The 21,450-nt window shown below is 64.5% G+C and carries 13 protein-coding genes; 4 read left to right on the plus strand and 9 right to left on the minus strand.

What is annotated here, in order from left to right:
• The first annotated feature begins 262 nt into the window (after nt 1-262).
• Both narX and narL read left to right on the plus strand, forming a co-directional pair.
• Nucleotides 263-2,029 carry a nitrate/nitrite two-component system sensor histidine kinase NarX gene (gene narX / locus I6G83_RS20860; protein ID WP_054307654.1) on the plus strand — a complete coding sequence of 589 codons (1,767 nt, stop codon included), beginning with the start codon at nt 263-265 and terminating at the stop codon, nt 2,027-2,029.
• A gap of 48 nt (nt 2,030-2,077) precedes the next feature.
• Nucleotides 2,078-2,731 (plus strand): two-component system response regulator NarL, encoded by a 654-nt coding sequence (gene narL / locus I6G83_RS20865; RefSeq protein WP_054307653.1) that lies wholly within the window; start codon nt 2,078-2,080, stop codon nt 2,729-2,731.
• Here the strand turns inward: narL and I6G83_RS20870 are convergent.
• Complete coding sequence (locus tag I6G83_RS20870) at nt 2,724-4,211, minus strand: YchO/YchP family invasin (RefSeq protein ID WP_054307652.1); 1,488 nt, start codon at nt 4,209-4,211, stop codon at nt 2,724-2,726. The genes narL and I6G83_RS20870 overlap by 8 nt on opposite strands.
• 256 nt (nt 4,212-4,467) lie before the next feature.
• Here I6G83_RS20870 and I6G83_RS20875 point away from each other — a divergent pair, with 256 nt between their 5' ends.
• Nucleotides 4,468-5,757: an acyltransferase family protein gene (locus I6G83_RS20875; protein ID WP_054307651.1), complete on the plus strand. Its 1,290-nt coding sequence runs from the start codon at nt 4,468-4,470 to the stop codon at nt 5,755-5,757.
• A gap of 202 nt (nt 5,758-5,959) precedes the next feature.
• The gene (locus I6G83_RS20880) at nt 5,960-7,213 is read left to right on the plus strand and encodes an EpsG family protein (RefSeq protein ID WP_054307650.1); all 1,254 of its coding nucleotides are present in this window, start codon (nt 5,960-5,962) and stop codon (nt 7,211-7,213) included.
• A gap of 19 nt (nt 7,214-7,232) precedes the next feature.
• Here the strand turns inward: I6G83_RS20880 and I6G83_RS20885 are convergent, their stop codons facing one another.
• The 8 genes from I6G83_RS20885 to putP all read right to left on the minus strand — a co-directional run bounded on the left by I6G83_RS20885 (nt 7,233) and on the right by putP (nt 20,944).
• Entirely contained in the window at nt 7,233-9,881 is a 2,649-nt protein-coding gene (locus I6G83_RS20885; RefSeq protein WP_062778895.1) for a nitrate reductase, read from the minus strand.
• On the minus strand, nt 9,878-14,020 hold the full coding sequence (nirB, locus tag I6G83_RS20890; RefSeq protein ID WP_073971775.1) for a nitrite reductase large subunit NirB: 4,143 nt from the start codon (nt 14,018-14,020) through the stop codon (nt 9,878-9,880). Before nirB ends, I6G83_RS20885 begins: the two co-directional genes overlap by 4 nt.
• 9 nt (nt 14,021-14,029) lie before the next feature.
• Nucleotides 14,030-14,818 (minus strand): ABC transporter ATP-binding protein, encoded by a 789-nt coding sequence (locus tag I6G83_RS20895; RefSeq protein WP_054307962.1) that lies wholly within the window; start codon nt 14,816-14,818, stop codon nt 14,030-14,032.
• 9 nt (nt 14,819-14,827) lie between these two features.
• Nucleotides 14,828-15,727 carry a nitrate ABC transporter permease gene (gene ntrB / locus I6G83_RS20900; RefSeq protein ID WP_062778892.1) on the minus strand — a complete coding sequence of 300 codons (900 nt, stop codon included), beginning with the start codon at nt 15,725-15,727 and terminating at the stop codon, nt 14,828-14,830.
• Complete coding sequence (locus I6G83_RS20905) at nt 15,724-17,001, minus strand: CmpA/NrtA family ABC transporter substrate-binding protein (protein WP_054307459.1); 1,278 nt, start codon at nt 16,999-17,001, stop codon at nt 15,724-15,726. The genes ntrB and I6G83_RS20905 overlap by 4 nt, the downstream gene beginning before the upstream one ends.
• 270 nt (nt 17,002-17,271) lie before the next feature.
• Nucleotides 17,272-18,528 (minus strand): nitrate regulatory protein, encoded by a 1,257-nt coding sequence (locus I6G83_RS20910; RefSeq protein WP_054307458.1) that lies wholly within the window; start codon nt 18,526-18,528, stop codon nt 17,272-17,274.
• Nucleotides 18,529-18,609: 81 nt separating this feature from the next.
• Nucleotides 18,610-19,314 (minus strand): alpha/beta fold hydrolase, encoded by a 705-nt coding sequence (locus I6G83_RS20915; protein ID WP_054307457.1) that lies wholly within the window; start codon nt 19,312-19,314, stop codon nt 18,610-18,612.
• Between the two features lie 145 nt (nt 19,315-19,459).
• The gene (putP, locus tag I6G83_RS20920; RefSeq protein ID WP_054307456.1) at nt 19,460-20,944 is read right to left on the minus strand and encodes a sodium/proline symporter PutP; all 1,485 of its coding nucleotides are present in this window, start codon (nt 20,942-20,944) and stop codon (nt 19,460-19,462) included.
• Nucleotides 20,945-21,450: the final 506 nt, after the last annotated feature.

A 21,450-nucleotide genomic window follows, 5' to 3' on the forward strand; every position in this document is an offset into this window, starting at 1 on the left:
CAGCGCGGCAAAAAAGTCCTAACTCTCTTAGGGAGTAAGCGCACGCCGGTTTAAATAAGCTTGCTATTCAATTAGCTAAGCGGAAGCCGGCAGCGCGGGAACCCTCTTGCCGATGGGCGGTGAAACTAAGTGGTACTTCGTTAGAGGTATGGGGTTATCTGCAGGGATAATGAAAAATAGCGCCGAATTGTTAGCGGAGCCGCGGCGTCTGCGCCCAATCTCCGCTGTCGTCTCGCCGTCGTTTTTCAGGAACCCGCGCCCTATGAAATCGTTGCTGGCCCCGCTCTCCATCGTTAATCAGGTCGCCGTGCTGATGCTGCTGCTGGCGCTGCTTGGCAGCGGCGGTATGGGCATCTCCGCCTGGATGGCGCAAAGCATTCAGGGCAATGCGCATGCCATCAACAAGGCGGGGTCGCTGCGCATGCAGAGCTACCGCCTGCTGGCGTCGCTGCCGCTGGACGCGCGCAGCGAGGGGCTGATCGCGGAACTCAGCCGTGACGCCGACAGCCGGGATTTACAACGTTCGGTGGCGCAGGAAGGACTGACGCCGCAATTTTATGCGCTGCGCGACTACTGGCAGCACACGCTGCAGCCCCGGCTGCGCCAGGCTCAGCGGCCCGCTGACGCCGCCCCTCAGGTAGCACACTTCGTCGGCCTGCTGGATGCGCTGGTCTCGGATATCGATCGTCAGACCGAACGTCGTCTGCAGATGGCAACGCTGGTGCAGTGGGTGTTTATCGCGCTGACGCTGCTGCTGCTGGCCGTTACCGTCTGCTATCTGCGGCGCCGGCTGCTGCACCCCTGGCGCCAGCTGGTGGCGATGGCGATGGCGGTCGGGCGCGGCGATTTCAGCCGGCGCTTCCCCCAGCGCGGACGGCAGGATGAAATGGCCTCGCTCGGCGGCGCCTTGAATGGCATGTCGGACGAACTGTCCACCATGTACACCCGGCTGGAGCAGCGCGTGGCGGAAAAAACCGCCGATCTGCAGCAAAAAAATCAGGTATTGCGCTTTCTCTATCACGCCAGCCGTCAGCTGCATACCAGCGACCCGATGTGCAGCCGACTGATGCCGGTGCTCAGCCAGCTGCAGACCCTGACGCCGCTGCGCGCCATGCAGGTCAGGCTGTACGAAAACAACAGCCAGGAGCAGTTTCAACAGCTCAGCAGCCAGGAAGCGCTGCGTCCGGAGCATTGCCATAATCCGGACTGCCGCGCCTGTCTGGGTGACGAGCCCCTGGCGGATGAAGGGCCGACGCTCAGCTGGAGCCTGAGCGACAAACTGGGCAACTACGGCCTCCTGCTGGCGCAAAGCCGGCAGCCGCTGAGCGACGAACACCGGCAACTGGTCGGCACGCTGGTCGAACAGCTGACCAGCGTGTTGGCGATCGAGCGGCAGGTCGACCATCAGCAGCAGTTGATCCTGATGGAGGAGCGCGCCGCCATCGCCCGCGAACTGCACGATTCGATCGCCCAGTCCCTGTCGTGTCTGAAGATGCAGACCAGCTGCCTGCAGATGCAGGGCGCAGCCCTGCCGGCCGATAGCCTGGCGCTGGTGCAGCAGATGCGCGAAGAGCTGAACACCGCCTACCGCCAACTGCGCGAACTGCTGACCACCTTCCGGCTGCAGCTGACCGAACCCGGCCTGCTGGCGGCGCTGCAGAGTACGGTGCGGGAATTTAACGCGCGCCTCGGTATCGACATCGCGCTGGACTATCAGCTCGGGCCGCGCACCGTCCCGGCGTACCAGGCGATCCACCTGCTGCAAATCGCCCGCGAGGCGCTGAGCAACATTCACAAACACGCCAGGGCGACGGAGGTGCGCATTCAGGTGACCAACCGTCAGGGGGAAGTGACGCTGACCGTCAGCGATAACGGCTGCGGGCTGCCGCCCAACAGCGAACGTCCCGATCATTACGGGCTGATTATTATGCGCGACCGCGCCAAAAACCTGCATGGCCGCTGTGAGATCGTCTCCGGCGACGCCGGCGGAACGACGGTCAGCGTGGTCTTCCGGCCGGAGATCCCATGAAATAGCGGGAGCCGCGCCGTCAGCCATTGAACATTTACAGGAGAAGTTATGACCACCGAAGGTGCCGCCACCATACTGCTGATTGACGACCATCCCATGCTGCGCAACGGCGTGAAGCAGCTTATCAGCATGGATTCCCGCCTGCAGGTTATCGCCGAGGCCAGCAACGGCGCCCAGGGCGTTGAACTGGCGGAACAGTTTGACCCGGACCTGATCCTGCTGGATTTGAATATGCCCGGCATGAACGGTCTGGAAACCCTCGACCAGCTGCGGCTGACCGCCCTGTCCGGCCGGGTGGTGGTATTCAGCGTTTCCAACCATGAAGACGACGTCGTCAGCGCGCTCAAACGCGGCGCCGACGGCTATCTGCTGAAAGATATGGAGCCGGAAGCCCTGCTGAAGGCGCTGCATCAGGCCGCCGCCGGGCAGATGGTGCTGAGCGAAACCTTAACGCCGATCCTGGCCGCCAGCCTGCGCGACAGCCGCCCGGCCGCCGAGCGCGATATCCGTCAGCTGACCCCGCGCGAGCGCGATATTCTGAAGCTGATCGCCCAGGGACTGCCGAACAAACTGATCGCCCGCAAGCTGATGATCACCGAAAGCACGGTAAAAGTGCACGTCAAACACCTGCTGAAGAAGATGAAGCTCAAATCCCGCGTCGAGGCCGCCGTGTGGGTGCTGCAGGGCAAAACCGTCAGTTAAGCGCCGGCACCGGCGGCGTCTGCAGCATTTTCGGCTCGGGCAGCGCCTCTTCCCGGCCGTCGCCGGCGTTCAGCGGCGGCGTCAGCTGCAGCGTGATCCAGTTAGAGGTCACGCGCTGCTGTTTTTCATCTTCCAGCGTCACCGACAGCCGATAGCGGTTTTCCGCCCCCGGCGTATCATCCCAGGCCGGCATGATCACGCTCCAGCCGTGCGGATCGGTATTATTGCGCGGCGGCGTCAGGCTCAGCGTCTGGGTATCGCCCTGCCAGCTGACGCGGACGATCTTGTTGCTGGCGCGGATGTCCACCACCAGCTGCAGCGTTTCGCCCGGCTGCAGATTCCACGGCGGCGTCGCCAGGAACACCTGCAGCGTCTTGCGCTGTTTAAACTCCAGCACCGGCACGCTGTTGCGCTCAATCGGATCGTAGCGGCTGCCGCGCAGCGACTTCGCCTGCGCCACATATTCCGGCGAGATCTGTTTTGACAGCGGTACGCCGAAGCGATAATTGACCGACAGCTCCACGTTATCCTGCGTTTCCCCGCCGTCCCCCAGCTTGTGCTGCGCCTTCAGCGTCATCAGCGGCACCGGCGTATAATTCAGCCCCAGCTGCATTGCACGCGGGTCGCGCTGTTTATTGCCGCTGCCGAACAGATCGACATTGTCGCCAAGATACTGCTCATAGCTCAGCGTGGCGCCAAGCTGGCGGTAAAACGGCAGGTAGCCCTGGGTGGTAATATCATAGCCGCGCGCGGGACGGCTGAGGAAGACGCCGTCGCTCTGCTGCTGACGCATCGCCGACAGCGGCTGGTAATAGTTGGCGGAAAAACGCAGATAATCCCCCCAGGCTTCGGCGCCGACGCTGGCGCGATTGCGCTGGTTCTCCAGATCGCTGTCAAACACCGTGTTGTAACCCAGCAGCCAGTCGCCGCTGATCCAACGCTGCCCCAGCCCAAGATTGGCCAGCGAGCTGTCGGTGCGCTGCTGGAAGCCAAGCTGGCTGTAGGTCAGCAGGCCGTTAACATCGTACAGCGGACTGAACAGCTGCCCCTTGCTGCCGGCAAAATCGCCGTCAGCGCTCAGCGCCAGCGACACATTCGCCGTGCCCAGCGGCGACAGCAGATCCTGCGCCTGCTGCTGCAGCAGGCCGGTCGCCTGACCGATGGCGTAGTTCTCCGCCCGGGCGCGCAGCTGCTCCCGGGACACTTTGTTCAGATTACTATTCTCGCCAAAGGATTTGGCCTTGGTCGCCCACTCTTTTTCCCGCGCGCTTTCCAGCACCGTGCTGCCGCCCAGCTCCGGCAGATCGGCGGCGGCATTTTTATTGCGGTTCAGCACGGAGTCGGGCGCCGGCGGGGATTCCGCCGCGGCGGGCAAAACGGGCAGCAGGGGAAGCAACAGACACAGCAGCGACGCCCGGCGGGCCGCGCTGCCGTCAGCAACAGATTTTATTTTACGAAAATGTTGAATCAAAACAGCCATTAAACTCGCACCGCATCCCCGTCCACGGGAGAGGGTTAAACTCACTTTTTGCCACGGTTACTCCGAACCGCAGACCGCCAAAGATGTCTTCACTATAGCACAGGCCGCCGGCCGTAATTCGTGAGTCGCCGGGGACCAACGGCGACACCGCAGCATAGCCCGCGGCTCTGAGAAAACAATCAGATAAAACTCAATCGGCAATGGCATGAAACCTGCTATGCTTCGAACCACTTTGACGTGCAGAGCAGGAGGCTGAGTGGGCCATAAACAACCAAGTAAAGAGCGTTTTATCGGCCTGGAGTGGCTGAGATTTCTGCTGGGGTGCTATGTGATGGTGTATCACACCGCCCACCAGTATCCGCAGATCCGTAGCGTCCCGATGCTGGCGGAGCTTACCAGTATGGGGTTCTTCGCCACCAGCACCTTCTTTATCCTGTCGGGTTTTCTGCTGAGCCACGTCTATTTCAACGGCAATCAGATGCGCGAACCGGCACGCACCTTCTGGGCCAAGCGGTTCTTTAACCTGTACCCGATTCATATCGCCGCCCTGCTGATCTCCATCCTGACGCTAACCCTGATGCAGTGGTGGGCGATTCCGCCGGAGGGACCGGGCGCCAGCCTGCGCTTTGTGGTTTACGATACCCACGAGGATCTGGGGGCAACCAACCCGGAAATGTTCCGCCACTATATGACCAACACGCAGCTGGCGTTTAACGCGCTGCTGCAGTTGCTGATGCTGCAGGCCTGGAATCCCTATTTTCTGACCTTCAACGCGCCGCTGTGGTCGCTGTCCACCCTGTTCTTCTTTTACCTGCTGTTTCCGCTGCTGGCGCCGCGCCTGCTGGCGGTGCGGAATAAAAAACTGTGGTTTGTCCTGCTGTGGGGGCTGTATCTGCTGCCGCCGATCTGGGTGATCTGGCACCAACTGTACGGCATGCCGTATACCGGCCTGCTGCAGCGCGGCCCGCTGTTCCGTCTGCCGGAGTTTCTGGCCGGCATCGTCTGTTACGCCATCTTCCGCCAGCGGCGCGCCGACGCCGTGCCGCACGGCGCCGCCTGGCGCTGGGGCTGCGTCGCCTTTATCGCCGTCTGCTTCGTTACCGCCACCTTCCTGTTCACCCACGGCGGCGCCAAATACTGGTACTTCCTGCTGCACAACGGTCTGCTGCTGCCGGCGCAGTGCGCGCTGGTCTATCTGAGCGCGCTGGCGCGCACCCCGGCCAGCCGCTGGCTGCAGCACTGGTCGCCGCGGCTGGGGGCCGCCTCGCTGTCGATCTTTGCGCTGCACGTGCCGCTGTTTAACCTGTTCCGCACCGCCGAACAGTGGCTGCGCGGCGATCCGCTGGGCTGCTTCAGCAGTTGGAGCGCCTGCATTGCCGCCGCCGGCGAGGTCAAACTGTCAATCGCCGGCTACCTGCTGTATCTGTTGCTGAGCGTGCTGCTGTGCCTGCTGTTCCAGGAGCGTTTCGTCGTGCCGGTGCGCAATGCGCTGACCCGTCGCTTCCTGCCGGCCAAACGTCAGCCGGCCGGCGACGGTGCGGCATAAGCGCAGCAAGGCCCACGCCTTGCCGCTTTATTCGCCATATTTCACCGAATTTCACCTCTGCGGTTTTCCCCTATCACCCCGCCGTCAACCGGCGGCGGGGTGAAACCTGCGCCATTTCACCAAAACTCACATGCGTGCAGGGAGCGGCGGATGTTAGCCTGCACTACGCATTCAGGGACATTCAGGCAACGGAGAACCGCTTATGCCAAACTCATCCGCCGCGGCCGCCGGCGTGCCGGAAACGCGCTTTCCCGCAGCGGGCTGGCTGTTGCCGCCGCTGGCCCTGGCCCTCTGGATCGCCCCCTATATCACGCTGACGGCGTGCTGCGGGCTGATCGCCGCCGTGATGCTGCTGCGCCAACGGCCCAGCCGCCGCCTGAATCTGGCCGCGTTTCTGATCCTGACGCTGATTTCCACGGTGCCGCTGGCGACCAAAACGCTGGAGCCGCGCATGAACGACAAGGTGAGTTATTACCTTGAGATGCAGAACTACAGCGGCTATAGCCTGACGGAGTGGCTGGCGCAGTTTTCCGGCGCGGACTTTCTCTCACACCTGCTGTTCAAACTGAGCGCCATGCTGTTCGGCAGCGGCAACGCCGCCTTCGCCGCCTTCTTTATTCTCAGCTTCTCGCTGCTGGCCCTGGGCGTCTATCGCCTGACGCGGGTCTACTTTGTCGTGATCCTGTTTCTGTTCTGCTGCCAGTACAACTTTCAGGGGCTGTACGGCAATCTGCTGCGTCAGGGGCTGGCGCTGTCATTTTTGGTGCTGGCGACGGCGGAACGGCGGCGGGCGCCGATGCTGCTGTGGATTATTCTGGCCTCCCTGAGCCACTTTTCGTCCTATCTGTTTCTGCCCTTCCTGCTGCTGCCGGCGCGCTGGCGCACCATCGGCACGCTGCCGGCGCTGGCGGCGTTCGCCGCCTGCTATCTGGGCGGCGCGCTGCTGATGCCCAAGCTGCTGGCGCTGGCCGGCAACGACTTTCTGGCGACGCGCGCCGAGGCCTACGTCAGCGGCAGCTTCGGCAACAATCCGCTGCGGAAAATTCAGATCACGCTGCTGTATATCGGCGTGGTGGAGGCGCTGTACCAGTTTTCCCGCCGCTGTTTCCGCCACCCCGAACACCCGGCGCTGCAGAGCGCCTACGCGGTGCGGCTGATGTTTCTCTATACCTGCGCCATCTTCTTCGCCACCAGCAGTTTTGAAGAGGTCGCCAACCGCTACTCGTTCAATATGATGATTTTCGTGCTGATCTTTATCGTTATCATCTGCGGTCAGCTGCGGGACGCCGTCAGCCGGGTGCTGCTGACGCTGCTGTGCTTCAGCCTCGGCGTCGGCTCCTATCTGTACATCAACCTGATCGGCGTGCAGCAGTTCTGGTACGGCGATCTGCAGGCGCTGCTGACCGACAGCCTGCCGACGGTATTCGCCAAGCTGCAGATTAGCGGCGCGCTGTAGCGGCGGCGCAGCCCGCCCGTCAGGCCACCCGCCGGCCGGCGCACTGCGCCAGCAGTTTTTTTAATTCCGGCAGGCAGGAGCCGCAGTTGGTGCCGCACTGCAGCGCCTCGCCCAGCGCCTGAGTACTGCCGCAGCCCTGGCCAATCGCCGCCAAAATCTGCGGCTCGTCGATGCCAAAACAGCTGCACACCGTCCGCCCCTGCGCCAGTTGCCCCGGCGCGGCGCGGCCGGCCAGCAGCGCCAGCCGTGCAGCCCCCGGCGACGGCGCCTGTTCGAAGGCGGCCAGAATCGCCGTCCGGTCGAGCGCCAATGCCTGTCGTCGCGCATAAAACGCCAGCTGCACCGCGCCCTGCCGCCAGCCGATCAGGTGATAACCGTGCTGCGACAGCGACGCGCTCTGCAGCGTCAGCCCCTCCAGACCAAAGTGCTGCTGCAGCCACGCCGCCCACTCCGTCACCGGCTGCTGTCCGGCCATAATAAAATGCGTCGCCTGCCGCTGCGTCACTCGGCTCCAGTACACGCCGGGCGGCGGCGGCGCGGCGTCGCGCAGGAAAATCTCCGCCTGCCAGCAAACCGGCCAGCGGTCGACGCGCACCGGCGCATGCTTGCTCTCCGGCTGGCCGGACAATGCATCAACCACCGGCGGGATCAGGCTGTCCACCCGCCCCTGCGCGGTAAAACGGTCGTTCCAGTGCATCGGCACAAAGACGCTGCCGCGCGGCTGATCCGTCGTCAGCTGCGCGCGCGCAATCATCCAGCCGTGGCGCGAGGCCAGACGCGTCAGCTCGCCGTCGGCGATGCCCAGCGCCGCCGCATCCTGTGGATGCAGCGCGCAGAACGGTTCACTGATATGGCGCATCAGCCGCGCCGTTTTACCGGTGCGCGTCATGGTGTGCCACTGGTCGCGAATGCGTCCGGTATTGAGCACCAGCGGATAGCGCGCCGTCGGCGCATGCTGCGGCAGACGCGGGGTGATCGGCAGCAGCCGCGCCTTACCGTCGGGGTGGAAGAAACGCCCGTCGCTAAACAGACGCCGGCAGCCCGCCGGATGCTGTGCGTTAACCGGCCACTGCAGCGGCGCCATCTGCCGCCAGGCCTGGCGATCCAACCCGGCCAGCCCGCTGATATCGAACGCCCGCGCGCCGTGGTTTTCAAAGCCGGACAGCGCCGCGTGTTCGCTGAAGATCTCGGCCGGATGCTGGTAGCCGAACGCCTCGCCGTAGCCCATACGCTGCGCCACCTGGCTGAGGATCCACCAGTCGGCGCGCGCTTCGCCCGGCGGCGGCAGAAAGGCGCGCTGGCGTGAAATACAGCGCTCCGAATTGGTTACGCTGCCCTCCTTCTCCCCCCAGGCCAGCGCCGGCAGGCGGATATGCGCCAGTGCGGCGGTATCGGTGTCGGCCATCACTTCAGACACCACCACCAGCGGACAGGCTTTCAGCGCCTGCCGCACCCGGTCGGCGTCCGGCAGCGACACCACCGGATTGGTGCCCATAATCCATACCGCCTTCACCGCGCCGTCGGCCACCGCGCGGAACAGATCCACCGCGTTCAGCCCCGGCCGGCGGGCGATGTTCGGCGCCCGCCAGAAGCGCCGCACGCGGTCGACGTCCGCATCGTCGAAGCCCATATGCGCCGCCAGTTGGTTGGCCAGCCCGCCCACCTCGCGCCCGCCCATGGCATTCGGCTGACCGGTTATCGAAAACGGCCCGCTGCCCGCCCTGCCGATGCGGCCGCCCGCCAGATGCAGGTTAATAATGGCGTTGCATTTGTCGGCCCCGCTCGATGACTGGTTTATCCCCATCGAATACAGCGTCAGCCAGTTTTCCGCATCGGCCAGCAGGCGATAAAAAGCCATCACCTGCGCCAGCGGCAGCTGACAGAACGTCGCCACCCGCTGCGGCGTCCAGCTTGCCGCCGCCTGCAGCGCCGCCGCCGCGCCGTCGGTGTGACGCTGTAAAAAGTCCTCATCCAACAGCCCCTGCTGCGCCAGCCAGTGCAGCGCGCCGTTAAACAGTGCGGCGTCGCTGCCGGGGCGCAGCGCCAGATGCAGATCGGCGTCGTCGCAGCTGGCGGTGGCGCGCGGGTCGATCACCACCACCTTCAGCGCCGGCCGCTGCTGGCGGGCGCGCACCAGCCGCTGATAGAGGATCGGATGCGCCCAGGCGGCGTTGGAGCCGCACAGGATCGCCACGTCCGTCAGCTCAACGTCCTGATAGCTGCAGGGCACCGCGTCGCCGCCGAAGGCGCGCTTATAACCCACCACCGCCGACGCCATGCACAGGCGTGAGTTGGTGTCGATATTGGCCGCGCCGATAAACCCCTTCATCAGCTTATTGGCGACGTAGTAATCCTCCGTCAGCAGCTGACCGGAGGCGTAAAACGCCACCGCCTGCGGCCCGTGCCGGGCAATAATCCGCGCAAAGCGCCGGGCGACCGTATCCAGCGCCTGCGGCCAGCCGACCGGCTGCCCGTCGACCTGCGGCTGCAGCAGCCGGCCGTCCAGATCCAGCGTCTCCGCCAACGCGCTGCCCTTAACGCACAGGCGGCCGCCGTTGGCGGGATGCGCCTCGTCGCCGCTGACGGTGACGCCGTCACCCCGCGTCTCCACCGTCACGCCGCAGCCGACGCCGCAGTACGGGCAGGTGGTGCAGTGCGGCGCGCTCACAGCGCCACCCCGGCCATCTCCTGCGCCTGCGGCTGCAGCGGCCCTGGTTTGCCGTACACCCAGACCCGATCCTGCTCCACCCGTACCGGCCAGACCTCAAGGCGCAGCTGGCTGTCTTCCAGGCTGACGCCGTCGCGCAGGCGGAAACGCTGCTTGTACAACGGCGAGATCACCACCGGTTCGCCCGCGACGTCGCCCAGCAGGCCACGCGCCAGCACGTTAGCCGAACTGCCCGGCTCACGGTTGGCCAACGCATACACCCCGACGCCCGGCAGGTGGAACAGCGCCACCTGCCGCCCGGCCACCCGGGCGGCGATGCCGCTGTGCGCCGGTATATCGCTCAGTGCGCACACCGGTTCCCACTGCGCCGCGTCTCCCCGCGCCGGCTGCAGCGTTATCACTTCGCCGCGCGCCTCGGCCGGTCGGCGCTGTCCGCGCTCCGGCTGCCACGCCACCGCCTCATCCGGCTGGTCGCTGTTGACGAAGGCGCGGAACTGGCGCAGCTTCTCCGGGCTGGCCAGCGTGGTTTGCCATTCACACTGGTAGCTGGCTACCACCGCCTGCATCTCACTTTCCAGCTCGTCGCCAATGCCGAGGCTATCCTCCAGCACCACCTGGCGCAGATAGTCCAGCCCGCCTTCCAGATTATCCATCCAGGTGCTGGTGCGCTGCAGCCGGTCGGCGGTGCGGATGTAGAACATCAGAAAACGGTCGATGGTGCGGACCAGCGTGGCGCTGTCCAGATCGCTGGCAAACAGATCGGCATGGCGCGGTTTCATGCCGCCGTTGCCGCACAGATAGAGGTTCCAGCCCTTATCGGTGGCGATAACGCCGACGTCCTTGCTCTGTGCTTCCGCGCATTCACGCGTACAGCCCGAGACCGCCATCTTGATTTTGTGCGGCGAGCGCAGCCCCTTGTAGCGGTTCTCCAGCTCAATCGCCAGCCCGGTGGAATCCTGCACGCCATAGCGGCACCAGCTGGAGCCGACGCAGGACTTCACCGTGCGCAGCGATTTGCCGTAGGCGTGGCCGGTTTCAAAGCCGGCCTCCACCAGCTGTTGCCAGATTTCCGGCAGCTGCTCCAACCGCGCGCCGAACATATCCACCCGCTGACCGCCGGTAATTTTGGTGTACAGCTGATAACGCTGGGCGATCTGCCCGATGGCGATCAGCCCCTGCGGCGTGATTTCGCCGGCTGGCACCCGCGGCACCACCGAATAGGTGCCGTCTTTTTGAATATTGGCGAAGAAGCGGTCGTTGGTGTCCTGCAGCGGCAGATGCTGCGGCTCCAGCAGGTGCTCATTCCAGCAGGAGGCCAGTATCGACGCCGCCAGCGGCTTGCAGACCTCGCAGCCGTGGCCGCGGCCGTGTTTGGCCATCAACGCGTCAAAGCTGCGGATATTGCCGACCCTCACCAGGTGGTACAACTCCTGGCGCGAATAGGCGAAATGTTCGCAGACGTCCTTTTTCACCTCGACGCCGCGCTGCGCCAGCTCATGCTCCAGCAGCTGTTTAACCAGCGCCGTGCAGCCGCCGCAGCCGGTGCCCGCTTTGGTGCAGCTCTTAACCGCCGCCAGATCGCCGCAGCCCTGTTCCACCGCCGCGCCGATATCGCCCTTGCTGACGCTGTGACAGGAACAGATCTGCGCGCCGGCCGGCAAGGCGGCTACCCCCAGCGCCTTTGGCGCGTCACCGGCGCCGGCCGGCAGGATCAGGCTTTCCGGCGCCGCCGGCAGCGGCAGATCGTTCAGCATCGTCTGCAACAGCGTGCTGTATTCAGCGCTGTCGCCCACCAGCACCGCCCCCAGCAGTTTTTTACCGTCGGCGGAGACCACCAGCTTTTTGTAAATCTCCGCCGGCCCGTCAACCCAACTGTAGCTCTGGCTGCCGGCGCTGCGGCCGTGGGCGTCGCCGATCGACGCCACCTCCACCCCCAGCAGTTTCAGTTTGGTGCTCATATCCGCGCCGCCAAAGCGCGCCTCGCCGCCGGCCAGCGTCTCCGCCAGGGTGCGCGCCATCTGATAGCCCGGCGCCACCAGGCCAAAAATCTGTCCGTTCCACAGGGCGCACTCGCCGATGGCGAAAATCGCCGCATCGCTGGTGCGGCACTGGTCATCAATCACGATGCCGCCGCGATCGCCCAGCGTCAGGCCGGACTCGCGCGCCAACTGGTCGCGCGGCCGGATGCCGGCGGAAAACAGGATCAGATCGCTCTCCAACCGCTCGCCATCGGCAAAATGCATGCTGTGACGGTGTAACAAACCGTCTTCAATCGCCCGCGTTTCCTTACCGGTGTGCACCGTTACCCCCAGCGCTTCGATTTTCTTGCGCAGCATGGCGGCGCCGCCGTCGTCCAGCTGTACCCCCATCAGACGCGGCGCAAACTCCACCACGTGGGTTTCCAACCCCAGCTGACGCAGCGCGTTGGCGGCCTCCAGCCCCAGCAGGCCGCCGCCCACCACCACGCCGACCCGCGCGCCGTCAGCGCTGGCGGCAATCGCCGCCAGATCGTCCAGCGTGCGGTACACCAGACAGTCCGGCCGCTGGTTGCCGGGGATAGGCGGCACAAACGGATACGACCCGGTAGCCAGCACCAGTTGGTCATAGGCGGTCTCCCGCCCTTCACTGTCCGTGACGCACTTACGCTGACGGTCGATGGCGCACACCTGCAGGCCCAGCCGCAGTTCAATGCCGTAGCGCGCAAAAAACCCCTCTTCCACCATCGACAGCGACTGCGCGCTGCGACCGGAGAAGTATTCCGACAGATGCACGCGGTCATACGCCGCCACCTGTTCTTCGCCAAACACTACGATGTGGTAGCGCTGGTGCAGTTCACGCGCCACCAGCTGCTCCAGGAAATGATGTCCCACCATGCCGTGACCGGCGACCAACAATACGGGCTTGTGCATATCGTTTTTCCTCTCGTTCGCCGTCGCTGCGGCTTCACTTTCTGTCCTGCCGAACAGCAGCGCCGCCGGATCCGTTACCGGGCAGCCGAGCCGTTGCAGATAAAATTGCGCGTCGCCGGCGTCACCGTACAGCAGCACGCCGTGCAGCCGGCCATCGCGCAGCAGCAGGCGGCGGTAGTGCTGCGCCTGCGGATCCTCGGCGTAATGCACCTCATCGTCGTCCGCCGCCTGCACCTCGCCGGCGCACAGCATGTCGATACCGCTGACCTTTAAACGGGTGTTCAGCGGCGCGGGGCGGAAAGGTTCGCTCTCCTGCCCGGCCAGCCGCTGCGCCAGCAGCGTCGCCTGCTGCCAGCACGGCGCCACCAGGCCGAAGGTGGTTTCCCCCAACTGGCTGCACTCGCCGACGGCAAAGATCGCCGGATCGTCGGTTTGCTGGCGGTCATCCACCAGAATGCCGCGCCGGCACGTCAGCCCCGCCTGCTGCGCCAGCGCCACGGCAGGACGCACGCCGGCGGCGATCACCGCCAGCTCGCAGGGCAGTTCGCGCCCGTCGCTCAGTCTGACGCCCTGCAGCCCGCCGTCGCCATAGAAGGCGCTGACCTGCGTCGCCAGATGGCAGGCAATGCCGCGCGTCGCCAGATTGCTCTGCAGCAGGCCCGCCGCCCGCGCATCCAGCTGCCGCTCCATCAGCCACTCGCCCCGGTGCACCACCACCGCTGACATGCCGCGGGCGGCTAGCGCCGCCGCCGCCTCAATCCCCAGTACGCCGCCGCCCACCACCAGCGCCCGCGCGCCCGGACGGCAGCGGCCGAGCATCGCCTCCACGTCGTCCAGGGTGCGGAAGCCGTACACGCCGGGCAGCTCAATGCCCGGGGTCGGCGGCATCCACGGCCGCGAACCGGTGGCCAGCACCAACAGGTCATAGCCTACGCTGCCGCCGCTGGTAATCACCCGCCGCGCCTGGCGCTCCAGCCTCAGCGCCGTTTCACCATGCAACAGCGTGACGCCATGCTGGCGATACCACGCCGGCGGATGCAGCAGCGCCTCATCGAAGGTTTTCTCTCCCGCCAGCAGCGGCGACAGCAGAATGCGGTTGTAGTTGCCGCGCGGCTCCTCGCCGATCACCGTGATGTCATAGCGCTGCGGCGCCAGCCGGCACAGCGTCTCCACCAGCCGCATGCCCGCCATACCGTTGCCGATCACCACCAGGCGTTGCTGCGTTGTCATAGCCATCTCCTAGGCCGCCTTGGCGTGCTTTTCGTACAAGAACGTCAGCACCTGCTGGCGGTAGCGGTGATAGGCCGGATCGTCCGCCAGTGCGACGCGCGCGCGCGGACGCTCCAGTTCGACCTGCAGCACTTCGCCGACCGTGGCGGCCGGGCCGTTGGTCATCATCATTACCCGGTCGGACAGCAGCACCGCTTCGTCAACATCGTGGGTGATCAGCACGATGGTGGTGTGCAGCCGCCGCTGAATATCCATCACCGCATCCTGCAGGTGGGCGCGGGTCAGCGCGTCCAGCGCGCCAAACGGCTCATCCATCAACAGCACTTTGGGCTTCATCGCCAGCGCGCGGGCGATGCCGACCCGCTGCTTCATTCCGCCGGAAATCTCATGCGGCCGCTTATCCAGCGCATGGCCCATATGCACCAGCTCAAGGTTATGGACGATCCATTCGCGCATTTCCGCGCGGCTCATCTGGCCGCGAAACACCTGATGCACCGCCAGCGCCACGTTTTCGTAGGTGGTGAGCCACGGCAGCAGCGAGTGGTTCTGGAACACCACCCCGCGCTCCGGGCCGGGGCCGGCGATCTGCCGGTTGTCGCACAGCAGCACGCCGTCGCTCGGCAGCGTCAGCCCGGCGATCAGGTTCAGCAGCGTAGATTTACCGCAGCCGGAGTGGCCAATCAGGCTGACGGTTTCCCCCGGCTGAATGTCGACGCTGACCTGATGCAGGGCGACAAACTCACCCTGCGGCGTTGCAAAGCGCTGGCTGACGTTCTGGATCTGAATAATCGGTTTCATCGCGGCTCCTTACTGGCTCTGATAGCTAAAACGTTTTGCCAACCACATCAGTCCCTGCTCAAGCAGCAGGCCGACCACGCCAATCACCAGGATGGCGACGATGATGTTTTCGACGTTGAGGTTGTTCCACTCATTCCAGATCCAAAAGCCGATGCCGACGCCGCCGGTCAGCATCTCCGCCGCGACGATCACCAGCCAGGCGATGCCGATTGACAGGCGTACGCCGGTCAGCACATACGGCAGTACCGCCGGGAACAGGATTTTGCGCATCACCGTCCACTCCGACAGCTTCAGCACCCGCGCCACGTTGAGGTAATCCGCCGGGATGCGCGTGACGCCCTCAGCGGTATTAAGGATCATCGGCCAGATCGAGCAGATAAAAATGGTCCAGGTTGACGCCGGCTCGGAGCGCTGAAACAGCAGCAGACCGATCGGCAGCCAGGCCAGCGGGCTGACCGGCCGCAGCAGGGAGATAATCGGCCCCAGCATATGCGCCATAAAGGCGAAGCGGCCGACCAGAAAGCCGACGGGAATGCCCACCAGCGCCGCCAGCGCGAAGCCGCCCGCCACGCGCTGCAGCGACGCCAGCACGTTCCACCCCAGCCCCTGATCGTTCGGCCCGGCGTAATAGAACGGGTCGGCGAACAGCGTCAGCGCCGCATGCCAGGTCGCCAGCGGCGTCGGGAACCCCTGGCTGTTTTGCGCCACAACCTGCCAGACGGCGATCGCCAACAGCAGCCCCAACAGCGCCGGCAGCGCGCGCCGCAGCAGCGGCTGCACGCGCAGACGCCGGCGCGGCGGCGCAACGGTTTCCGGCGCCGGGGCGGCCGGCGGCGTCTCTTTCAACGGGACAATCTGCGCGCTCACCGGCTCGGCGGCGGCGTCGATTCGTTCAGCCAGATTCTTCATTGCCTACCTCTCACGTCACGTTTAACAGCAAAACTGTTGGCGTATGCCGCCGGGTTGCTGCCGTCCCAGCGTTTACCATCGAACAGGGTGCTGGCGCGCAGCGCGCTGGCCGGCAGGCTAACGCCGCCGACCGCCGTCGCCGCCTGTCGATAGATATCGATGCGATTAATACGCGTGGCGACCGCCAGATAATCCGGCTCGCTCCGCAGCAATCCCCAGCGCTGCTGCTGGGTCAGGAACCACATGCCGTCTGACAGATACGGGAAACTCACCTCGCCATCGCGGAAAAAGCGCATCGCATGCGCGTCCTGCCAGCGTTTGCCCAGGCCGTTCTGGTAGTCGCCGAGCATGCGGCCGGTAAGAAACGCCGCGTTGGTGTTGATGTAGGCGCGCCCCGCCAGCCGGTTGGCGCTGGCGATGCGGTTGGCGTCGGAGGCGTCGATCCAGCGCGCGGCATCCAGCACCGCCGCCGTCAGGGCGCGCGCGCTGTTGGGGTGGGCGCGCACCCAGGCGTCGGTGGCGCCCAGCACCTTTTCCGGATGATCCGGCCAGATCTCCTGCGTGGTAACGGCGGTAAAGCCGATATCTTCGGCAATCGCGCGCTGGTTCCACGGCTCGCCGACGCAAAAGCCGCTCATATTGCCGATTTTCATGTTCACCACCATCTGCGGCGGCGGCACCACCAGGTTACGCACGTCGTTGTAGGGGTGGATGCCGGCCTCCGCCAGCCAGTAGTTCAGCCACATGGCGTGGGTGCCGGTGGGGAAGGTCTGCGCAAAGCTGTAGGCGCCCTTCTCTTCGCCGTCGATCCGCGTTTTCAGCGCGGCGGCGTCGCGCACGCCGGCCTGTTTCAGCTGGTTGGCCAGGGTGATGGCCTGGCCGTTGTTGTTGAGCGTCATCAGCACCGCCATATCGCGCTGCGGGCCGGCGGCCCCCAGCTGCAGGCCGTAAATCATGCCGTACAGCGCATGGGCGGCGTCCAACTCGCCGGACAGCAGCTTGTCGCGCACCGCCGCCCAGCTGGCCTCTTTGCTGGGTATGATTTCGATGCCGTATTTCTCATCAAACTTGTTCACCGCCGCCATCACCACCGAGGCGCAGTCGGTCAGCGGAATAAAGCCGACGCGCAGCCGCTTTTTCTCCGGCGCGTCCGAGCCGGCGGCCCAGGCGGCATTGAACAGCCCCGGCGCCATCATGCTGCCGCCCAACGCCGCGCTGCCGAGCAGAAAGCGGCGGCGCGACAGCGCCATTCCCGGCGATTTGGTGTGCGTCATCAACAGCTCCTCATCTGGGTGTGAAAAACAAAAAAAGGCGTCCCGTCTGCACGCTCCACCCACGGTGAAACGCACAGCAAGGACGCCTTTATCCGAATTAGTCAGGTCATCAACCGCCGTTGGCCGATAACGCGTACAGTAATGCAGCTTGCGTGCCAGTTTTCCCTGCGCCGGTTTATGCGGCCTGCCGCCGGCCGCGGTGCGGCCGTTGCACAACGGCGAGGCAGCGTCTGCACTGAGGGCGTGCAAATATCCTCAAAACAGGGGCGGCTATTTCCCCGGCAGAATGTCCGCCACCGCCAGCATGGCGCGGGCAATATCAATCAGACGCTTATTCTGGTCCATCGCCATCTTACGCAGCAGCTGATAGGCGCTCTCTTCCGTCAGGCCGCGGTGCTGAATCAGCAGGCTTTTGGCGCGCTCGATTTCGCGCCGCTCCTGCAGGGTGGCGCGCGTCGCCGCCAGCTCTTCCGACAGCGCCTGCAGCCGCTGCGACTGCTGGCGGATCATCGCCATCAGCGAGCGCCCCAGCTGCGGGTTAACCCCGTCGTCAAGCAGCGCTTCGCCGTCGGCCGCCGGCGCGCTGACAAACACCGTATAGCCCGGCTCCAACGCCGGCCACGTTGGCTCCGGCTGCGTCAGCGCCCGCTGCGCCGCGACCAGGCTGGCGCGACAGCCGTCCATCAGCGCGGCCGCCAGCCGGTCCTCAATCTGTTTCATCGCGTCAATGCGCGCCGAGGTTATGTCAAACCAGCGCAGGCTGAGATCGCCGCCCGGCTGCCGCCGGGTGCAGGCCATGCGTCGCAGGCGTTCAAACTCGCGGTCGTCCTGCTGCTGCAGTTGCCGCCACTGCGCCAGCGACGCCGGGTCGGCAAACTCGACAAAGGTGTGAAAACAGCGCTCCTGGCCGTCAATCAGCTGTGGCAGCCGCTGCTGCGCCGCATCGTCAAACTGCCCGGCGGCAAACCCCGCCGCCCCCAGCGCCCGCTCCTGCCCGGCCAGCTCTTTACCCTGCATAAAGCTGAACATAGCGATCAGCCGGCGCGCCATCGCCGGCTCCAGACAGGCGTCCGTCGCCTCATACACCAGCGCCAGCAGGCTGTGAACGATCGCGTTAAAATGCTGCATCGCCTCCTCCGGCGTCAGACGGCGCGCCTCCGCCTGCTGTCGCAGCGTCGGCAATAGAGTGAGATGCTGCAGCGCGCCGGCGATGCGGCCGAACAGCCGGCCGGCGACCGCCAGCGGCGCAGTGGTCGCATCCAGCTGCGCCAGCAGGCGCTGTACCGCCCGCTCGGCCTGTTCCACATCGCGCCGCCGCGCCGCCAGCCGGTCGCCGAACAGCGCGCCCTGTGAGCAGAGGTAAATATTCACCGTGCCCCGCTCGCGCTGCAGCATATGGATCAGTTGGCTTACCTCTCCCACCAGCTGCCCCATGTGCAGCAGCTGTTGCAGGACGGTAATTTCACAGCGTTTCGACGCCAGCAGGAAATCGGCGGCGCTGGGCGGAAAGGCGGCATTGCGACTCATGGTGCAGGCTCCGTTCAGCAAGAATAGGCGGAAACCTGCAAAAGCCGTGCCGGGATGGGAGCAGCGCGGAGACGGCGGCCGCTAATCAATTCCCTGCTCGTTCAGCCAGCGGACCAGCGTATCGGCCAGCGCCTGCGGCTGCTCCAGCGGCAGCATATGTCCGCTGCCGTCAAGCACCTGCAGCGTGGCGCCGGCAATCGCCGCGGTCAGTTCCTGCGCCTCATCCAGCGAGCGCAGCGCGTCCTGCGCGCCCGCGACCACCAGTGTCGGGCACTGTATCGCCGCCGCGGGGACATCGGCCCTGCGCAGCGCCGACTGGCTCGCCAGTGCGGCGTAGCCCAGCCGGTTGCCCATCTGTCTGATCGCCGCAATCAGCGCCGTATCCGCAGCGCGGTCAGGGTGCAGTGAACCGGCAATCGCCGTGCGGCTCAGGCCGCTGAAGGTGGCGGCGGACAGGCTTTGCACCGCCCGCTGCTTCGACGCCATCTGCTGCTCGGTGTCCTCACGCAGCGAGCTGGCCACCAGCACCAGCGCCGCCGCCCGCTGCGGGTAATCCGCCGCCAGCTGTCTGGCGATATAGCCGCCCAGCGAGAAGCCAACCAGCACGAACCTGGGCGGCAGCGTCTCGGCAAGATGGCGGGCGATATCGCGGATGGTTTTGCCGCCGCTCAACGCGCCGTGCAGTACCGGCCAGCCGGCCGGCAGACAGGTTTGAAACCGCTGCCACAGCGTCTCATCCAGCATAAAGCCGGGGATCAGCACCAGCGGACATGGGGTTATATTCACAATTTCTCTCTTATGCGGATGACGTCCGCAGAACAACACCGGCCAACTCAGCTATGGGCAATTTTAGCCAACCTGCGGGCGCCTGAAAAAAAACGGCCTCCGCAGTGGGAGGCCGTCTGTTAGCAAAGCTTATCGTCTGCAGACGTTATTCGGCTTTGAATTCCGCTTCCGCCTGGTCGAAACGTTCGGTCATGGCGGCCGACGGCTTGCCGCCCATCAGGCTGACCAGCACGATGGCGATGCTGGCGAACAGGAAGCCAGGGATGATTTCATACAGATCCAGCCAGCCGTACTGTTTCCACACCAGTACGGTGATCGCACCAATCAGCATCCCGGCCAGCGCGCCGTTGCGCGTCATGCGCGACCAGGTGACGGAGAACAGCACTACCGGCCCGAAGGCGGCGCCGAAACCGGCCCAGGCGTAGCTCACCAGCCCCAGCACCCGGTTTTCCGGGTTGGCGGCCAGGGCAATAGCGATCAACGCCACCACCAGCACCATTACACGGCCGACCCACACCAGTTCGCGCTGGCTGGCGCCCTTGCGCAGGAAGGCTTTGTAGAAATCTTCGGTGATGGCGCTGGAGCACACCAGCAGCTGGCAGCTCAGGGTGCTCATTACCGCCGCCAGAATTGCCGACATCAGGATACCGGCCACCCACGGGTTAAACAGGATCATCGCCAGTTCGATAAACACCCGCTCGCCGTTTTCCGAGACGTTGCCCGCCTGTGCCGGGTTATTGGCGAAGTAGGCAATGCCGAAGAAGCCGACCGCGATGGTGCCCGCCAGGCACAGAATCATCCAGGCCATGCTGATGCGGCGTGCGCTGCGGATGGTGCGGTGGGAGTCCGCCGCCATAAAGCGCGCCAGAATGTGCGGCTGGCCGAAGTAGCCCAGGCCCCAGCCGAGCAGCGACAGGATCGCCACCAGATTCAGCCCTTTCAGCATATCCAGGTTGGCCGGGTTCTTCGCCTCAATCACCAGCAGGGAGGTATCAATGCCGCCGACGGCCAAAATCACGAACACCGGCGTCAGGATCAGCGCAAAGATCATCAGGCTGGCCTGCACGGTATCGGTCCAGCTTACCGCCAGGAACCCGCCGATAAAGGTGTACAGAATGGTCGCCGCCGCGCCGGCCCACAGCGCGGTTTCATAACTCATGCCGAAGGTGCTTTCAAACAGGCGCGCGCCGGCGACGATGCCGGAGGCGCAGTAGATGGTGAAGAACACCAGGATCACCACCGCCGAAATCACCCGCAGCAGTTTGCTGTTGTCTTCAAAGCGGCTGGTGAAGTAGTCCGGCAGCGTCAGCGCGTTGTTGTTGGCTTCGGTATGCACCCGCAGCCGCCCCGCCACCAGCTTCCAGTTCAGGTAGGCGCCGATCGCCAGGCCGATAGCGATCCAGCTTTCGGAGATGCCGGACAGAAAAATCGCGCCCGGCAGGCCCATCAGCAGCCAGCCGCTCATATCAGACGCGCCGGCGGAGAGCGCGGTCACCACGCTGCCCAGGCTACGGCCACCAAGGATGTAATCATCGAAGTTGTTGGTCGCCCGGTAGGCGAGTAAGCCGATCAGCACCATCCCGAAGATATACACCAGGAAGGTCACCAGCATAGGTGTGCTTATTGTCATTCAACTCTCCACTTTCATTTTCCCCTTCATCCTTCGCCGGCAACGCCGTGAATTCTTTCGGGTGTTTTAATTCGCGCTGTAGTGCGGTGTCTGTCGCCTGCCGACGCGTCGGAACGAAACGCCGTCGGCGCAGTGCGTAGTCGATACTAGTTTCTGCCCGGTATTGTCAGACCGCTGGCTATCCTAGATGACCTTTTTGCTATTCAACAACACTTTTAACAACAAAGTTACACAAAGTTCACCCTGCGTCACATTTAACCAGGTTATCGGTTGCACTCCCCCTACCCATTTGTAGTTGCACCCTGACGGCATTAGCCATAAAAATTCAGGGGTGACCGGTTATACTGCATATTCCCCGGCCATCGCTGAATAATGAGCAAAAATCATGCCGCTTCCCGCGGTCAAAAAATCGAGTTAACTCACACTTCGTTAATCATCCTGATTTAACAAGGTTGCACAAAGTTGCAACATGCAGGATATTGTCAGCCTTCAGACAGACACAACAT

This window comes from Serratia rubidaea, from assembly GCF_016026735.1.
GTDB lineage: Bacteria > Pseudomonadota > Gammaproteobacteria > Enterobacterales > Enterobacteriaceae > Serratia_B > Serratia_B rubidaea.